At 64.1% G+C, this 17148-nt stretch carries 17 protein-coding genes and 1 pseudogene; 14 read left to right on the top strand and 4 right to left on the bottom strand.

Annotated features, from left to right (window positions below; translation table 11 throughout):
- Positions 1–2: 2 nt before the first annotated feature.
- The 9 genes from ACWEKS_RS40405 (at position 3) to ACWEKS_RS40365 (ending at position 8317) form a co-directional block, all read left to right on the top strand.
- Positions 3–524, top strand: coding sequence for an FAS1-like dehydratase domain-containing protein (locus tag ACWEKS_RS40405; RefSeq protein WP_452345020.1), 522 nt, complete (start codon positions 3–5; stop codon positions 522–524).
- Entirely contained in the window at positions 524–979 is a 456-nt protein-coding gene (locus tag ACWEKS_RS40400) for a MaoC family dehydratase (RefSeq protein ID WP_452344997.1), read from the top strand. Before ACWEKS_RS40405 ends, ACWEKS_RS40400 begins: the two co-directional genes overlap by 1 nt.
- Positions 972–2759, top strand: a complete 1788-nt coding sequence (locus ACWEKS_RS40395; RefSeq protein ID WP_452344996.1) for an acyclic terpene utilization AtuA family protein — start codon at positions 972–974, stop codon at positions 2757–2759. Before ACWEKS_RS40400 ends, ACWEKS_RS40395 begins: the two co-directional genes overlap by 8 nt.
- A complete protein-coding gene (locus ACWEKS_RS40390) occupies positions 2756–3127 on the top strand; it encodes a DUF7508 domain-containing protein (protein WP_452344995.1) in 372 nt (123 codons plus the stop codon). The genes ACWEKS_RS40395 and ACWEKS_RS40390 overlap by 4 nt, the downstream gene beginning before the upstream one ends.
- The gene (locus tag ACWEKS_RS40385) at positions 3124–4305 is read left to right on the top strand and encodes an acyl-CoA dehydrogenase family protein (RefSeq protein ID WP_452344994.1); all 1182 of its coding nucleotides are present in this window, start codon (positions 3124–3126) and stop codon (positions 4303–4305) included. The genes ACWEKS_RS40390 and ACWEKS_RS40385 overlap by 4 nt, the downstream gene beginning before the upstream one ends.
- Before the next feature lie 113 nt (positions 4306–4418).
- The gene (locus ACWEKS_RS40380) at positions 4419–5426 is read left to right on the top strand and encodes a phosphotransferase family protein (protein WP_452345019.1); all 1008 of its coding nucleotides are present in this window, start codon (positions 4419–4421) and stop codon (positions 5424–5426) included.
- Positions 5427–5454: 28 nt separating this feature from the next.
- Positions 5455–6726: an acyl-CoA dehydrogenase family protein gene (locus tag ACWEKS_RS40375; RefSeq protein WP_452344993.1), complete on the top strand. Its 1272-nt coding sequence runs from the start codon at positions 5455–5457 to the stop codon at positions 6724–6726.
- Entirely contained in the window at positions 6726–7472 is a 747-nt protein-coding gene (locus ACWEKS_RS40370; RefSeq protein ID WP_452344992.1) for an SDR family NAD(P)-dependent oxidoreductase, read from the top strand. The genes ACWEKS_RS40375 and ACWEKS_RS40370 overlap by 1 nt, the downstream gene beginning before the upstream one ends.
- 119 nt (positions 7473–7591) lie before the next feature.
- Positions 7592–8317, top strand: coding sequence for an IclR family transcriptional regulator (locus ACWEKS_RS40365; protein WP_452344991.1), 726 nt, complete (start codon positions 7592–7594; stop codon positions 8315–8317).
- A gap of 37 nt (positions 8318–8354) precedes the next feature.
- Here ACWEKS_RS40365 and ACWEKS_RS40360 read toward each other — a convergent pair whose 3' ends face one another.
- The 3 genes from ACWEKS_RS40360 to ACWEKS_RS40350 all read right to left on the bottom strand — a co-directional run bounded on the left by ACWEKS_RS40360 (position 8355) and on the right by ACWEKS_RS40350 (position 10946).
- Entirely contained in the window at positions 8355–8765 is a 411-nt protein-coding gene (locus ACWEKS_RS40360; RefSeq protein WP_452344990.1) for a nuclear transport factor 2 family protein, read from the bottom strand.
- A gap of 31 nt (positions 8766–8796) precedes the next feature.
- Positions 8797–9714: an NADPH:quinone oxidoreductase family protein gene (locus ACWEKS_RS40355; RefSeq protein WP_452345018.1), complete on the bottom strand. Its 918-nt coding sequence runs from the start codon at positions 9712–9714 to the stop codon at positions 8797–8799.
- A gap of 461 nt (positions 9715–10175) precedes the next feature.
- Positions 10176–10946, bottom strand: a complete 771-nt coding sequence (locus ACWEKS_RS40350; RefSeq protein ID WP_452344989.1) for a FadR/GntR family transcriptional regulator — start codon at positions 10944–10946, stop codon at positions 10176–10178.
- Between the two features lie 165 nt (positions 10947–11111).
- Here ACWEKS_RS40350 and ACWEKS_RS40345 point away from each other — a divergent pair, with 165 nt between their 5' ends.
- The 5 genes and pseudogenes from ACWEKS_RS40345 to ACWEKS_RS40325 all read left to right on the top strand — a co-directional run.
- Complete coding sequence (locus ACWEKS_RS40345) at positions 11112–12191, top strand: oxygenase MpaB family protein (RefSeq protein WP_452344988.1); 1080 nt, start codon at positions 11112–11114, stop codon at positions 12189–12191.
- 136 nt (positions 12192–12327) lie between these two features.
- Positions 12328–13116 carry an enoyl-CoA hydratase/isomerase family protein gene (locus ACWEKS_RS40340; RefSeq protein WP_452344987.1) on the top strand — a complete coding sequence of 263 codons (789 nt, stop codon included), beginning with the start codon at positions 12328–12330 and terminating at the stop codon, positions 13114–13116.
- A 66-nt stretch (positions 13117–13182) separates the two neighbouring features.
- Positions 13183–14175 carry an NAD(P)H-dependent flavin oxidoreductase gene (locus ACWEKS_RS40335; RefSeq protein ID WP_452344986.1) on the top strand — a complete coding sequence of 331 codons (993 nt, stop codon included), beginning with the start codon at positions 13183–13185 and terminating at the stop codon, positions 14173–14175.
- Positions 14172–15728: a fatty-acid--CoA ligase FadD5 gene (gene fadD5, locus ACWEKS_RS40330; protein WP_452344985.1), complete on the top strand. Its 1557-nt coding sequence runs from the start codon at positions 14172–14174 to the stop codon at positions 15726–15728. The genes ACWEKS_RS40335 and fadD5 overlap by 4 nt, the downstream gene beginning before the upstream one ends.
- A 100-nt stretch (positions 15729–15828) precedes the next feature.
- Positions 15829–16264 (top strand): annotated as a pseudogene (locus ACWEKS_RS40325) (SDR family oxidoreductase); the annotation flags it as partial.
- A gap of 67 nt (positions 16265–16331) precedes the next feature.
- Here the strand turns inward: ACWEKS_RS40325 and ACWEKS_RS40320 are convergent.
- Positions 16332–16985, bottom strand: coding sequence for a TetR/AcrR family transcriptional regulator (locus ACWEKS_RS40320; protein ID WP_452344984.1), 654 nt, complete (start codon positions 16983–16985; stop codon positions 16332–16334).
- Positions 16986–17148 lie beyond the last annotated feature (163 nt).

Genomic DNA, 17148 nt, shown 5'->3' with positions numbered 1-17148 from the left:
ACGTGCAGAAGCTGGCAGTGGACGAGGACCTCGTCGAGAGGCTCCGCCGTCATCAGGAAACAGTATCCGTGGTCGAGTTGGGGGAAGTGACGCCTCTATTGATCCAGCGTTACGCGCGGGCGATCGGAGCAACCGACCCGATCCATTTCGACGAGGAGCACGCGCGCTCGCTGGGCTTCCGATCGGTGGTGGCCCCAGTCAACCTGCTGCCCTCGATCGTCGACTGGACCGATGGCGGCGACGAACGTGATCTCCGTGCGGACGGGACGGTCCACGATCCTCTCTCACCGGGCATTCCGAGCTCCGGTTACCGGCTCATGGGTGGCGGTGAGGCGATGACCTTTCACACCGAGCTCCAAGGGCGGGACCGGGTGCGATGCCAGACCCGCCTCGATGACCTGATGCTGCGGCGGACCCGGAGCGGACCCATGTTGGTCGTCGTCTACGAGAACCGATTCCAGACAGGTGAAGGTGAGTCGATCATGACGTGTAGGCGTACGATCCTCGTCCGCGAGGCCGCGTGATGACGACGATCTCTCGCCTGTTCGACGACGTATCCGTCGGTGACGTTTTCGAGGACTTTCATCGGACCCCGACCCATGTCCAGCTCTTCCGCTACAGCGCGGCAACGGGCAATCCACACCGTATCCACTACGACCAGGCCTACGCGGCCAGTGAGGGCTATCCCGACGTCCTGGTCCAATCGCACCTGCACGGGGCGTTCGTCGCCCAGGCGTGTGCCGAGTTCGCCGGTCCGAACGGGCGCGTGAGCGAGCTCGATGTCTCGATCCGGCGCTTCGCTGTACCGGGCGATGCGCTTACCTGCGCGATCGAAGTGGTCGGCAAAGAAGAATTCGACGAAGCATTCGGGCTGGTTCGCGTCGAGGTACGCGAGACGCGGCGATCGGATGGAGAGGTGTGCGTCCCTGCGACCGCATCGATCCTGCTTCCCCTGAACGAAGGAGCAAGACATGCGTGAGCGACTACTGGTCGCCAACTGCTCGGCATTCTTCGGCGACCGCTTTTCCGCGGCCCGCGAGATGGTCGAGGGCGGTGACATCGACGTCCTGACCGGCGACTATCTGGCTGAATTGACGATGTTCATCCTGTGGAAGAACAAGGTACGCGACCCCAACGCGGGTTACGCGACAACGTTTCTGAGGCAGGTCGAGGAAGTGCTCGGCAGCTGCCTCGACCGTGGGATCAAGATTGTTGCCAACGCCGGGGGGCTGAACCCCGCCGGCTTGGCTCGCGCGCTCGACGACCTCTCTGCTGCGGCCGGTCTGCGACCGGCGATCGCCTACGTCACCGGGGACGATCTACTGGACCGGCTGCCCGCTCTCCAGGCCTCTGGCAACGCCTTCACACACCTCGATACCGGCGCTCCGCTCTCGGACATTACGTCGTTGCCGGTCACGGCCAACGCGTACTTCGGAGGCTGGGGGATCGCCACCGCATTGCGCTCAGGCGCCGACATCGTAGTCACGCCGAGAGTGACGGATGCGGCGCTGGTCGTGGGTCCGGCCGCCTGGGCGTTCGACTGGGCGCACGACGACTGGGACCGCCTGGCAGGCGCGGTTGTCGCGGGACACGTGATCGAGTGCGGGGTGCAAGCAACCGGGGGGAACTTCTCGTTCTCTCACGAGATCCCCGACATGAGGCACCCTGGATTCCCCATCGCCGAGCTTCATCGGGATGGCTCGTCGGTCATCACAAAGCACAGCGGCACCGGCGGTGCGGTCACCGTTGAGACGGTGACCTCGCAATTGCTGTACGAGATCGACGGTCCGTTGTATGCGAATCCCGATGTGGTCGTGGACCTTCGAAGCGTCAGTCTTGATCAGGCCGGCCCCGACCGAGTACTCATCTCGGGGGCCCGGGGCTATCCGGCACCGGACATGACGAAGGTGTGCCTGAACTACGTCGGGGGGTACAGGCAGAGCGTGACGTTCATGATCACAGGGCTGGACGTCGACCAGAAAGCGCAGCTCGCGATCGACGGCTTCTTCGAACAGCTCGGCGGTCGAGAGCAATTCGACGAGGTAGATATCCAGCTGCTGAAATCCGAGGGCACAGACCCGGTCTTCAATCTGGATGCCCTGTCGCGGCTCGTGGTCACGCTGAAGCACAGCGATCCATCCCTGCTGGGCCGCCGCGTTTTCGATGCGGCCGTATCACTGGCCTGTGCGAACTACGCCGGATTCTTCATCGAAGGCGACGGCCACCGCCGGGCGAGCGCCTACGGAGTCTACTGGCCGGCTTTGATTCCGGCTGTCGACGCCGTGCAGTCGGTCGTGCTGCCGGACGGTTCCAGCGTGGTCGCGCCGGTGCCGCCTCGTGCCCCGTACCCCACGGTCGACGATGCCGAACGGCCCACCGAGAACCGCTGGGCCGATGAAGCGACGATCAGGGTTCCCATCGGCGCCCTCTTCGGCGCGCGGTCGGGAGACAAGGGCGGCAACGCGAACGTCGGTTTGTTCGCGCGATCGGACAGAGCCTGGGATTGGCTGGTCCACACCATCGACGAAGCCGCCTTCAGACGCCTCCTTCCAGAAGCCGCCGAATTCGAGATCAGCCGCACCGAGCTGCCTCTGATCCGGTCGGTGAACTTCGTCGTCCGCGGACTGCTCGGTGAGGGTGTCGCTTCGTCGGTGCGAATCGACGCTCAGGCCAAGGGGCTCGGCGAATTCATTCGTGCCCGTTGGGTCGACATTCCGAAGTCCCTCGTACTGACTGACCGAGCCGAGGTCGTCGCATGAGGCCCGTGCTGAGCAAGCCCTGGAGGCCGCTGAACCTCGAAGAGGTGAGGACGGTGCCGGCCAGCCTCGGTGTATACGAGATCGCCCGCATCGACGGCACCATCGTGGACATCGGCTACGCGGGTGGCCGTTCGACGTTCGGCCTGCGCGGTGTCCTCCTCGACATTCTCGGTGCGGACGAGACACCCCGGCAGTTCCGTGTCGAGATCAACGCCCAGTACATGTCTCGTTTCGACGAGCTGCTCATGAGCCATACAGCCACCTTCGGGTGCCTGCCATCGATGGTTGCCGACCGCGGAGTGCGAGCACCCGGCCGCCTCCGTCCCTTCCCTGCCGGGACCCCTTTGAAAGCCGAGGAAGTCCAGTGATCATTCGTCCGACACCCGAGCAGCAGGAACTCGTCAAGATGGTTCGCCGGTTCGTGCGCGACGAAATCGTCCCGCTCGAGCTGGAGCTGGATCCGGATGAAAGCCGCTTGCCGCCCGCAGATCACGAACGGCTGGCCAAGCGTGTTCAGCAGATGGGGCTGTTCAATATCGACATGCCCGAGGAGGTCGGCGGACCTGGACTCGACACTGTTACGAGAACTTTGCTGGCCATCGAGATGTCGCAACACCGGGCCGGGCTGTACGCACCGTGCTACGACGTCTTCGGCGAACCCGCGATCAATGGCTTGGCGAACGCTACCCCAGACCAGAAGGAGCGGTATCTGGTCCCGACGGCGCGAGGTGAAAAAAGGGGCTGCTTCGCTCTGAGCGAGCCCTCGGGCGGTAGCGACCCTGCGCGATCGATTCGTACGAAGGCGATCCGCGACGGTGACGATTGGATCCTGAACGGTTCGAAGATGTGGATCAGCTCGGCCGCAGAGGCCGACTACGCGCTGGTGTTCGCCCGGACCGGCGATTCCGATTCCGGCCGCGCGGGCGTGACGTGCTTCATCGTCGATACGGACTCCGAAGGGTTCCATGTGCGTCGAGTGATCCACACGCTCCGTTCGGGGCACTATGCCACCGAGCTGCAGTTCGAGAACGTACGCGTACCGGGCAAGAATGTCCTGGGTGAGGTCAACGGAGGCTTCTCTGTCGCCAATGACAAGCTCTCTGCAGGGCGTATCCCATACGCCGCCGCGTGCATCGGGGTCGCGGTGAAGGCTCAGGAACTCGCTGTCGAGTATGCCAAGGTTCGAGAAGTCTTCGGGAAGCCACTAGCTGAGCATCAAGGCATCGAATGGATGCTCGTCGAGAACGAGATCGATATTCGCACCGCAACCATGCTCGTCCTGCAGGCGGCCGACCGTGCCGATCGAGGTGCCTCCTTCCGGACCGAGGCAGCCGTCGCCAAGATCGTGTGCACCGAGTCGTCGGCGAGGGTGGTCGATCGAGCGATGCAGATCCACGGCGGCATGGGCATGACCAAGGAGATGCCGCTCGAACGCTGGTTTCGGGAGTTGCGGATCCGGCGGGTCGGGGAGGGCCCGAACGAGGTTCAGAAGATGATCATCGGCCGACAGCTGCTGAAGAACCCGTACCAGTTCTTTCTCAGCTGATGTCATCGGAAAAAGGAACCTCGATCGTGTCGGCCGTGAACAAGGGGGGCGGTGCGTTCAGCCTTGGTGCCAACGGCGCCGGTGAGGTCGGCGAGTTGGTCGACTTCGACGAAATGCGCGCGTGGATGGATGAACAGGGCATCGGAATCGGGGAACTCACCGGATTCGAGGCGATCTCGGGCGGCACCCAAAATGTGATGATTCGCTTCAACCGGAGCGGGCAGTCCTACGTCCTGCGGCGGGGTCCGGTGCATGCCCGGTCGGACTCGAACCGCACTATCGAGCGCGAGATGAGACTGCTACGCGCCCTGCGTGGTACGCCGGTGCCGCACGCATCCTTTATCGCGGGGGCAGTCGATCCGGGTCTCATGAACGGTCATGCCTTCTATCTAATGGAAGCCATCGACGGCGTGAATGCGGCGATCAGCCTCCCCGACGTGCTTCGCTCGGACGCGGCACGGACCGTGATGGCGATGGCGACGATCGATGCCCTCGTCGCACTCGGAGATCTCGACCATGCCGCAATCGGACTCGCCGAGTTCGGGAAGCCTGCCGGGTTTCTCGAGCGTCAGGTGCCGCAGTGGATGGCACGGCTGGAGTCGTACTGTCAGGACAACCGATACGACGGAGTACGCCCCGAACAGATCCGGACGATCGCCGACTGGCTGGAACGGAACCGACCCGGCGAGTCGATACCAGGGGTGATTCACGGCGACTTCCATATCGGCAATGTCATGTTCGCCCCCTCGGCGCCGGAACTAGTCGCGATCGTCGACTGGGAGATGGCGACGATCGGTGATCCGTTGCTCGACCTGGGCTGGCTGCTGTCCGTGTGGCCGTCACCCGACGACGAAGAGGACCTGCTGGGCACCGTCTATTCGCGCGCCGGTGGCCTGCCGACCGAGCACGATCTCGTTGCCCGCTACGCGGCCGGGTCACGCCGCAGCGTCGATGCAATCGACTGGTACGTCGTACTCGCGGCTTTCAAGTTCGCCGTCGTACTCGAAGGCACCTACGCCCGGGCAAAGGCAGGCGACGCAACTGCCGAGACCGGCGAACGCCTGCACCGGGTAGCCGGTGAACTTTTCGCGCGCGCCTGCCGCCGCATCTCCTCGATATGACGAACCCCAAATCCGACAAGGAAGCATCATGACAACCAGCGCGACCCGTGCTACCCGTTTGCTCGACGGGCTCACCCAATTCATGGAGGACCGCATTTACCCCGCGGAGGCCGCGTTCGAGCGCGAACTCGAGATCGGGTCGTCCCGCCGGTCCGGGGTAATGGAACGTCTGAAAGCGCAGGCGCGCGACCACGGTCTGTGGAATCTGTTTCTCCCGCACCGGGTCGGCGCACACGAGCCGCTGACCAACGTCGAGTACGCGCCGCTGGCCGAGATCACTGGCCGGAGCCTGCACCTGGCCCCCGAGGCGCTCAACTGTTCGGCGCCCGACACGGGAAACATGGAACTGCTCGCCATGTTCGCGACCGATAGGCAAAAGAAGCGATGGCTCGAGCCGCTGATGGCGGGCGAGATCCGCTCGTCGTATGTCATGACGGAGCCGGACGTCGGCTCTTCGGACGCGAGCAACATCGCCACCACAATCCGGCGGGAAGGCGACGAATGGGTGGTCAACGGGCGCAAGTGGTGGATCACCGGAGCAAATCGTCCGGACTGCGAGCTTCTCATCGTGTTGGGGCTCACAGATCCCGGCGCCGACCGGCACCAGCGTCACGGTATGGTGCTGATCCCGAAGAACACCCCCGGCGTCTCCATCGTGCGTGAGTTGAGCATCATGGGGTACCACCCTCGCGAGAGTCACGTCGAGATCGAGTTCGACGACGTACGGGTCCCGGTCGGGAGTCTGCTGGGTGAACCCGGTGCCGGGTTCGCGATGTCGCAGGCGAGACTGGGTCCGGGCCGGATCCATCACTGCATGCGGATGGTGGGTGCCGCTGAGCGGGCCCTCGAGCTGATGATCGACCGGGCCAACGGGCGAGAAACATTCGGAACGAAGCTGGCGGACCAGGGTGTGATCCGCGAGTGGATTGCAGACTCGCGGATCGAGATCGATCAGGCAAGGCTCTACATCCTCCACGCGGCCCACCTGATGGACACCGTCGGCAACCGGCAGGCTGCCAGCCAGATCTCCGGCATCAAAGTCGTCGCGCCCGCAATGGCTGCCCGTGTTATCGACCGTGCCATTCAGACCTTCGGTGCGGCGGGGATGAGCCAGGACCTGCCGCTCGCTCGGCTGTGGGCCGAGATTCGAGCGCTGCATTTCGCCGACGGGCCGGACGAGGTCCATCGGCGCGCGGTCGCCCGTGCCGAGCTGAAGCAGTACACCGTGGCGTCGGCCGAGGGAAACCGCGGGCTGCGCGCGCATCTGAATTCGGTCGGCGTGACGAACGGAGTGTTGTGATGGAGTACGGCTTGACCGGCAAGGTTGTCGTGGTCACCGGCGGAAGCCGCGGTATGGGAGCCGAAATGGTCCGTGCCTTTGCCGCCGAGGGCGCGACCGTAGTGATCGCGAGCCGTAAACTCGACGCTTGCCGTTCGCTGGCAGAGGAGATCGAGCGCGAGTACGGAGTTCGATCGCTGCCGCTCGCTTCGAACGTCAGCGACTGGGCTCAGTGCGACGCACTGGTAGACGCCACATACGACCGGTTCGGCCGTGTCGATGTATTGGTGAACAATGCCGGCCTGTCACCGCTCTACCCGAATCTGGCGGAGGTCAGCGAAGAGCTGTTCGACAAGGTGATCGCCGTCAATCTGAAGGGGCCGTTCCGTTTGGCGGCCCTCATCGGTACTCGTATGCACGCCGGTGCCGGCGGCGCAATTATCAACATAGGGTCGATCGAGGCGATCCGGCCGGCACCGGACGCCCTTCCGTACGCCGCCGCCAAGGCCGGCTTGCGCACGATGACGGAGGGTCTTGCCCAAGCCTTCGCTCCGAGTGTGCGGGTCAACTTGATCCAGCCCGGACCTATCCTCACCGACATCTCGACACATTGGTCGCCCGATGTCCGTGAGCACATGGCGAGCCAGGTGGCGCTCAAGCGGTGTGGTGAACCGCGAGAAATCGTGGGAGCGGCCCTGTACCTGGCGTCGGACCTCGCCAGCTACACGAACGGCGCCGTCCTTCGCGTCGACGGCGGCTGGCGCTGACGAGATCCTTCACCGGATGGGTTACGTAGTGGGTCTGGCGCTGTCGCCTGCGGGCCCTTCTAGACTCCCTGCGGGAGTACAGAGGTCCATAGGTCCGTCCCATGAGTAGGAGAAGTTGAGTGGCTAGCGGCAAGCACCACCGCACCGTCGATCGGGTCGTTCTGGCGCTCGAAATGATTGCACGGTCGCCGGACGGCCTGACCTTGAAGGCGGTGGCGGAAGCGCAGGGCGCGCCGAAGAGCTCGGTGCAGCAACTGCTGAGCGGATTGGTCGCCACCGGCTACCTCGACAGTGACGGCACACGCTACACCCTGGGCCCGGGGCCGCAGCTCTTGAGCCTGATGGCCGGCGCGCCACTGCCGGCGCTCCGAGTGCCGCACGAGAAACTGGTGGCCCTCGGCGGCGCGCTCAATCGCAGCGTCTACGTCGGCGTGCGTTTCGGCGACTCCTGCATTTCCCTCGACCAGGTCGGCCTCACGCACATGTGGGACTTCGCGTCGTGGGATCGCTCCAGGCGCCCATTGCTCATCACCGCGGCCGGAAAAGTGATCCTCGCCGGACTGCCCGATGCGGACTTGCACAGCTTTCTGAGCTCCGCGCGGAAATCCGAACCCCACCATGTAGAGACATTCCTCGCTGAACTCCCGGAGATCAGGGCGACCGCCCTGGCGTACAACTACGGTGCGACCTATCGGGAGGTCATCGCGGTCGCCACGCCGTTGTACGACCGGCAGGGGGCGTTCGTCGCGGCGGTCTGCGCGACCGACAGCAAGGAAAACCTGGACGGGTTGACGGCGCTCGGTCATCGGCTGAAAGACGGTGTCGCAGGCTGGGTTCTGAAGTAACCCCGGCGTACGCGAATCGGATGGGCGATGACGATCATTATCTGAAGTGGGAATCCAGCTCGATCATTTTGGATTTGTAGCGCCACTCGGTGCCGACACGCACGAATCGGTCGGTGTAGGTCCCGGTGGCCTGCACTCGCGGCCCTGACACCCCAGCGATCAACAGCACCAGGTACGAGATCGCTGTACACGTATCCGGGGTCTCTTCCGAGAAGAAGGTGTTCGTGACGACGTGGCGCATCTGCTCCGACCGTCCATGCATGCCTTCGCGTAGCCGGGCTTTGACGGCCTCCAGTCCTATGAACGGCCCGTGGACCTCCGTGCCCCTGATCACAGTCGTGAACTCGGCGTCGTCTGCATAGAGAGCCGCGAGCTCATCCAGCCGCTGGTGGTCGTACAGCCACGCCGAGTAATGGATCAGCTCGCGTAGGGCGTTCTTATCCGCCATTCGTCGGCTCCTCGTCTCTGTTGATTGTGAGTCAGCCGTTCAGTTTGACGATCATCTTGCCGGGCCGAGGATCGAGTTCCAGCGACGCGATCGCGGCCGGAACCTCGTCGAATGACCATGTGCGGCTGATCGGCGCGCGCACGCTGCCGTCGGCAGCCATACGGCCGAGTGCCTCGAACGTCGCCTGATCGCGGACCGGTCCCATCGCGCCGGCGAAGACGCCGACGATCGTGTGGTTCGATAGTGCGGTACGGACAGGGTCCGGCTGGTGCCAGCTGCCGCTGGCATAACCGACGACCATCATGCGGCCGTGCGGTGCCAACAGCTTCACCGCCGTCTCGCTGGCCGCGCCGCCGACGGGGTCGAAGATCGCATCGACCGTGGTCTCGCCCAGTACGGCCTTCACACCCTCGTCGATCGGCACCTGCTTCCTGTCGATGACCGCGTCGGCACCGAGTTCGCGGCAGAACCGCGTCCCGGCCGGACCGCTGGCCACCGCGATGGTGTGAGCGCCCAGAGCCTTTCCGACCTGGATCGCTGTCGCCCCGCTGCTGCCCGTGCCGCCCAGCACGAGCAGTGTCTCGCCGGCTTGAACCTTCCCCCGGTGGACGAGAGCTCCGTAGGCGGTGCGGAACGGGATGAAGAAACCGGCAGCCTCCTCGTCGCTGAGCATGTCGGGCGCGGGGCAGACGCGGTAGTCGTAGGCGAGGCAGCAGTCGGAGAAACCGCCCCATCCTTCGGCGTACTGAGTCAGCGCCAGGACTCGGTCCCCGGGCTTGAATCTGGACCGGGCGCCGGCGTCGACGACAATGCCGACGACCTCTTGACCAGGTGAAATCGGTGGTTTTGCAACCAGGGGGTAGCCACCGCGTGTCATGAGAAGGTCCGGGAGCCCGACGCCGGTGGCGGCCACGCTGATGCGAACCCCGTCGTCCGGCGGCGGTGGCACGTCGAGGACCTGTACTCGAAGCACCTCTTCGGGCGCTCCGAACTGTTCTGCTCGCCAGCCTCGCACAGTAGTAGTCACAGTGCTTTCGCCACCTCTCGGATCTCCCGCGTCGGTGAGTCAACCACCGTCGCGAACGTATATGCGTACGAGCATCCTTTGATGTGTACACCGTGGCGATCATGGCTCATGCGGGTCAGGCCTGTCCACCGTTGACGGGCTTTGTGACCCAGGCTACTATACCGGCTAATCATCTATATATTTAGCCTGATGAGCCCCGGTGTGGGGCGGAGGAGGAGTTGGGCGACATGACCTCGAACGATCACGCGCCCGCTTCTCCGATCGGGCGCGCTCGTAGGGTGGAAGGGCGGAGCTGTGAGCGGCGGCGACTGCGTCGGTTCCGACCGCGACGTGGTGCGCTTCGTCGAGGTCGGAACCGTAGTCATTTGTCGGTTGCGGCCCTGCTACCGGCCTGGCTCTCCGAGAACGTCGACCACTGTTTTCGCGCCGTGCCGCTGCAGCACCTTCTTGCTGATCTTTGTCATCTCGATGCGCCAGAACTGCTCGGCCTTGTCGGCGTCACCTGCCTCGATGAGGCTGAGGCCCTGTTCGACGCCTTCGACTCGCTGGGCGCGCTGGGTCGCGGTCACTCGGGTGCCGATGTCCTTGACCTCACCGGCGAGGACGTGTTGCAAGGTTCCCCACAGAAGGGCGAGGGTCTTGTTGCCCGAAAGCTCCACCAATCGCTGGTGGAAGTGGGTGACGGCGGTCCCGTAGGCATCCGGGTTGTCGATGACTTGCGCCTCGTACGCGAGCAGACCACGGAGCTCGGTAAGGGCCTGCCCTTGCTGAGGCGAGTCGGCGAGAAGCCGTACGGCCTGTGGTTCGATCGCCACACGGGCCGTGTAGACATCGGCGAGGGTGATTCGCTCGGCCTGCATGACGAGTCCGAGGTAGTTGGCCGCCACCGCGACGCTCGGCCGGCGCGCCTTGACTCCGCCTTGCTTCCCACGGCGGACGACGACGAGTTTCTCGGACTCCAAGACCCGAAGCGCTTCGCGCAGCGACGGGCGCGAGACGCCGTACTTTTCCATCAATTCGGCCTCGGTGAGCAGGTCTGCGTCGTAGAGCTCGTTGCGGAGGATCTCTCGCCGGAGTGCGGCCGCTACCACGTCGGCGGTCTTGGGTACCTGGACGCGGCTAGCGCTCGCTTGTCCAACATTGCGGGGCATCATGCATCAAGCCTAATCAGATAGATGATTAGGCGAATGGGGGGCTAGGCCATTGCTTACCGGTAGAAGAAGAGATACTTTCGAGTATCAGATAGCGCCAGATTGGCGAGGAGGGTCGAAATGACTTCAGAGATATCGGCTACCACCGAACGTATGGATAACGGGCCAGTGGCCGACGAACTCCCCTTTGATCCCAAGCTGGCCATTCGTGACCGGGTGATCACCCTGGACGACTGTGCCCGCAACCACGAACTGTTGCGTAAGCGGGTGTCCGATCCGAACGCCGGCCTCTTTGGCCCCGACTCGATGATGTGGCGGATGGTCGCCCCCCTGCCTGTGGTTCCACACATGCTGATCCATGCAGGCCTTCTGGAACAGGTCATTCCAGAGATCATGTTCGGAATAATGGGCTCCGTCGTCCTCGAGGACTACGCCGGGCGGGTCTCGCGGGTCTACAACTCGTTCATGTCCTGGTTTGTGGAGGATCTCGACACGGCATTGAAGGTGTCGCGAAAGATCAACGGTTACCACAGCATGGTCGGGGGCATGGCGCCGGAGAACTGCGGTCACATGCGGACGGGACAGCCTTATCGTGCCACTGAGGAACTCGTCATGCAGAAGACCGTTGCGACGCAAGTGATCCCGATCAAGCAACTCTACGAAATCCTGGAAGGGCCCCTCACCAAGGAGGAGGCGGATCGCTACTACGAGGAGTGCAAGATCTTTTCGATGCTGTTCGGCATCGACGAAGAGCTCGTTCCCGGGACGGACTGGGACTCCTACGAACAGTGGTGGATGGAGCGGGTCCGGTCGGGGGAATTCGAGCTCTACCGCGGCGCGAAGATCGCGTTCGGGTCGGTCGATGGAGACGGCCCCAAGCAGCCGCTGCTGTCGCGCGTGGTGACTAACTGGTACATGTCGCTCGAGATGAACCTGCTGCCCGACGAGGTACGGGTGCTTTGGGAACGTCGTAGTTCTCTCGGCAAGCCACGTCCGCTCATGGCCAAGGTGAGCTGGTTTGTCCTCACGAACATCTACAAGCGGCTCCCGAAGGGGATCATCACCGCACCGCGGATGCGCGCTGCGCAGCGCCGGGTCGGCACCGCCGGTGAGACGCTTCGTGGTGAGGAATGGGTAGCGGGCAAGATGCGTCATCCGTTCGGATCCGCGACGCCGACCTTGACCACCCCGTCGCGTCCCGAACTCGCGCCGAACCGGTCGTCGGCGTTGACACTGCGTCCCCGCTGATTCGCACCACACCTCGTACCAGGGATGAGCAATTCGCGCCCGACGTCGCGAATCCGGCGACGCCGGGCGCGACCGCGCCACATGGGACTGAAGAAGACAAGCCGTTGGCGTGTGTCACGCCTGGAAGGAAGTCGTCGTGGCTGACGAGCCCGTATTGATCGTGTCGGCAGACGGCAGTGTGCTGACTCTGACGCTGAACCGTCCGCATCGCAAGAACGCACTCAACGGTGAGTTGTGGGCCGCGCTCGCCAGGACTCTATCGGCCGTGCGTGAGAATCCCGACGTACGTGTTGTCGTGCTGGCGGGAGCCGGCGACGCCTTCTGTGCCGGTGCCGACCTCGCCTCCGGCGAGGCCGGTGAGCATCCACTGCGGGCCATGCTCGGCGTCAACGAGGTGGCACGCGCTCTGCACGATCTGCCGGTGCCCGTGATCGCAAAGGTCCGTGGCATCGCAGTAGGCGCCGGATGGAACCTCGCGCTCGGCTGTGATTTCGTCGTCGCGACTCCGGATTCGCGCTTTTCCCAGATTTTCGCGCGCCGCGGCCTGTCGCTCGATCTGGGCGGATCATGGCTGCTCGCCAGGCTTGTCGGGTTGCAGCAGGCCAAGCGGCTGGCTCTGCTGGCCGAGACGATCGATGCCGAGGAGGCTCACCGTCTGGGCCTGGTCACCTGGGTTGTGGACAGTGCGGACATCAACGGTTTCGTGGCGGACCTCGCCAGCCGACTGGAGGGGGCGCCGCCGATCGCACTGGCGCAATCCAAAGCGCTGCTACACGAGGCAGTGAATCGCACGCTGGCGGAGGCGTTGGCGGGTGAGGCGAGGGCTCAGACGGTCAACTTCGCCACCGCGGACGCCCCGGCCGCCTTTGCCGCATTTATCGATAAACACGAGCCGGTCTTCACCGGAGAGTGGCTCCTCAAGTGACGATTCTGATGAACAAGCGCGTGCTCGTTGGTGAGCGTCCGTGCAGGGAACGAGTAGGAGGAATCTGTGCTGCGAACACGCCTGACCGAGGAATTCGGTATTGATCACCCGATCGTGCAGGGCGGGATGATGTGGGCAGGCCGCGCACAGCTTGTCAGTGCTGTTGCAAATGCCGGTGCTCTGGGCTTCATCACCGCGCTGACGCAGCCGACACCCGCGGATCTCCGCAAGGAGGTGGACCGATGTCGCGCTCTCACCGATAAGCCGTTCGGCGTCAACCTCACGATTCTGCCCGCGATCACGCCGCCGCCCTACGACGAGTACTGCCAAGCGATCATCGACAGCGGTGTGAAGATCGTCGAGATCGCTGGAAGCAACCCGGAGACGTACACCGAGGTGTTCAAGCACCACGGCATCAAGGTGATCCACAAGGCGACCAGCGTAAAGCACGCGCTGAAGGCGCAGAGCGTCGGTGTCGATGCGGTCAGCATCGATGGCTTCGAGTGCGCTGGACATCCGGGTGAGACCGACATACCGGGCCTGGTGCTCATTCCGGCCGCAGCACGGGCATTGGAGATTCCGGTCATCGCTTCCGGGGGCATCGCCGATGCGCACGGGCTCGTCGCGGCACTCGCGCTCGGAGCCGAGGGCGTCAACATGGGCACCCGCTTCTTGTGCACCAAGGAGTCGCCGGTTCATCAGAGGGTGAAAGAGCGCATGGTCGCCAGCAGCGAACTCGAAACCAACCTGATCCTCCGGACCCTCCACAACACCGCTCGTGTAGCGGACAACGCCGTGAGCCGCAAGGTCGTCGAGATCGAGCGGGCCGGCGGGACATTCGCCGACGTGGCCGACCTCGTATCCGGCAAACGTGGACGTGTTGTGTTCGAAGAAGGTGATCTCGATGCGGGGATCTGGACCGTCGGACTTTGTCAGGGGTTGATCGAGGACATTCCGTCGGTGGCAGAGGTCGTGGATCGGATGGTTCGCGAGGCCGAGCAGATTGTGCATACCCGGCTCGCGGTGATGACCGGCGAGTTGCCGGTGGTAGGAGCATGACCATGGGCGTAGACCCTCGTTCGCTTACCGGTAGCACCGAACAGCCGCGGCGCTCGCGGCGCAACCATTGGATGAATCAGGTCGCTATCCATGCCCAGATGCGACCCGATGAGGTGGCTATCCGCTTCGATGGCGTGGATACCACGTGGCGGCAGCTCCACGAGCGCTCGGACAGACTTGCCGATGCGCTGTTCCGCCGTGGGGTGTCCGAGGGCGACCGGGTGCTGATCCTGATGCTCAACAACACCGAGTACCTGGAGTCGGTGCTGGCTATCAACGCGCTGGGAGCGATCGCGGTCCCGGTCAACTTTCGGCTGGCGGACAACGAGATTTGCTACATCGCCGAGGACAGCGGCGCCAAGGGCGTGATCACCGACAGCACGCTCGCCCCGCTCGCGGCCGCCGTGTGTCGGCGCATACCTCGGCTCGGCCTCAGCGTCACGCGGGGGGAGGAGTACGAAGCGCTGGTCGCCGAGCACGGTGCCTCGCACCCGCCCATCGACGTTGCGGAAGACTCCGCTGCCCTGATCATGTACACGTCGGGAACCACCGGCCACCCCAAGGGCGCAGTCCTGTCCCATGTGAACCTGCACGCCCAAGCACTGACCGCTATCCATGGGCTGCGGACGACCGTGGACACGGTGCATTTCTGCGCCGTGCCGCTGTTCCATATCGCCGGCCTGGGCGGAATCGCGCCGAATCTCGTACTCGGCACCAAGACCGTGATTCAACCTCTCGGCGCCTTCAACGCCACCGACACGCTCGACGCGTGGGAGCGGGAACGCGCTACGTCCGTATTCCTCGTACCCGCGCAATGGCAGATGATCTGTGCGGATCCCTCCATCCGCGAGCGTGACCTGGCTTTGGAGGTCATCAGTTGGGGCGCGGCACCCGCATCGGACGCAGTCCTGCGGGCAATGGCCGAAACGTTCCCCGCCGCGCTGATCGTCGCGGCATTCGGGCAGACAGAGATGTCACCGGTCACCTGCCTCATGAACGGTGCCGACGCGATCCGCAAGATCGGTTCCGTGGGCAAGGTGATCCGGACCATTGCCGCGCGTGTGGTCGACGAAGAGATGAACGATGTCGCCGTCGGCGAGGTCGGTGAGATCGTCTACCGCGGCCCCACACTGACGGCGGGCTACTGGAACAACCCACAGGCGACCGCGGAGGCGTTCGCCGGCGGCTGGTTCCATTCCGGTGACCTGGTCCGGGTCGATGAGGAGGGCTTCGTCTACGTCGTCGACCGGAAGAAGGACATGATTATTTCCGGCGGCGAGAACGTGTACTGCGCCGAGATAGAGAACGTGCTGTTCGAGCACGAGAGAATCCTGGAAGCCGCCGTTGTCGGACGATCTGATGACAAGTGGGGTGAGGTTCCGGTCGCCATCGTCGTAGCCGATACACCGCTGACGTTGGCCGAGCTGGAGCCTTTCCTGAATGAACGGCTCGCCCGCTTCAAGCACCCCAAACACCTTGTGCTCGTCGAGAGCCTTCCGCGCAATGCGAGCGGAAAGGTCATCAAGGCGCAATTGCGCAGGGACTACGCCTGACCCGGGAGGCACGAACGGGCTGTGGCCCATTCGAAGGTCGGGCGATCCGGGGAAGCAGCGAGATTCCGATGACCTCGTACGAACAGAAAGGGAAGGCCTGATAGGCCATTTCAATGGCAAGGTTGCGGTCGTGACGGGTGCCGCACAGCGGCAGGGGCGTTCCCACGCGGTGCGGCTGGCCGAGGAAGGCGCCGACATCATCGTGATCGATATCTGTGCGCAGATCGACGTCGTGGAGTACCCCCCTGGCGACGCCGGAGGACTGGGTGGAGACCGCGCGTGCGGTAAAGGACCTGGGCCGGCGAGTTTTCATAGGCACGCGGGTCAACAGTGTGCACCCCAGCGGGGTGGTGACACCTATGGTGCAGAACGACGCCTTGCCCGGTGGATAGAGCGATTCCCGGACTTCGGCAATGTCATGGCCGATGCGCTGCCGGTGGAGCTGTTTGGAGCCGACCGATATCGCGAACGCCGTCGCGTGGCTCTGCTCTGACGAGGCGCGCTACGTGACGGGCGTGGCATTGCCCGTCGATGCGTGTGTGAGCAAACAGGTCGGCCGTACGCCCGGTCGCGCGGAGGGATCCGCCCGACCGGGGCTCATCCTCAGTGACACTCCCGCGGCGCGCCGACGATGCGCAATGCGATGGCGGAATAGCGCTCGACGATGTCCGCAGGGGTGAGGTCGCCTTCAGGGCTGTACCAGCTGGCGATCCCGTTGCACGCGGCCAGGATCGCTCGGCGCGCGTCCTCCGGATGGTCAGAGTGGAATTGGCCGCGCGATATGCCGTCCCGGATCACTTTGTCCCAGGTTTCGACGCTCGCCAGGGTGCGCTCGTGGAATCGGGCGCTGTTCTCGGGTTCGATGTTGCGGTGTTCCAGGAGTGCGATGTTGCTGTCGATGCGACGTTCGATCCGGAACTCCACCAGGGCGCGGACGAGGTTTCGTAACTGGCGCACCGCGTCGTCGCCTGTGTCTCGAAGCGCCTCGGCGCATCGGCGCTGGTAGTCGTCGTCGATGTCCTCGATGAGTGCTGCCAGCAGAGCCTGCTTGTTCGGGTACCAGTAATACAGCAACGACAGGCTGACTCCAGCACGCTTTGCGATGTCACGAATCGATGCACCGTGATAACCCCGCTCGGCGAAGATGTCGCGCGCTGCATCTGTGACTGCTTGCAGGCCGGCTCCGCGCTGACGGGACTCGGGGGCGTCAGGCTGCGGGGGCAGTTCGGCTCGCGAGGTGTCTGATGCAGGTTTCACCGTCCCAGCATAGGGAGAGTCTTTATCGAGCGATCGCTCAGCGGGGCGGTTTGGTCGATGCATAAGGCCGCCGTTCTGGTGAGTGTGGCTGAAGACGGTGGTTCTAGGGGGTCGACGCCAGGTGCCGGTCCTGGAAGTCGGTAAGGTACGTCTGCGTGGGTGT

Source organism: Nocardia sp. NPDC004711, from assembly GCF_053601595.1.
This window is presented reverse-complemented; position numbering and strand designations above follow the sequence as displayed.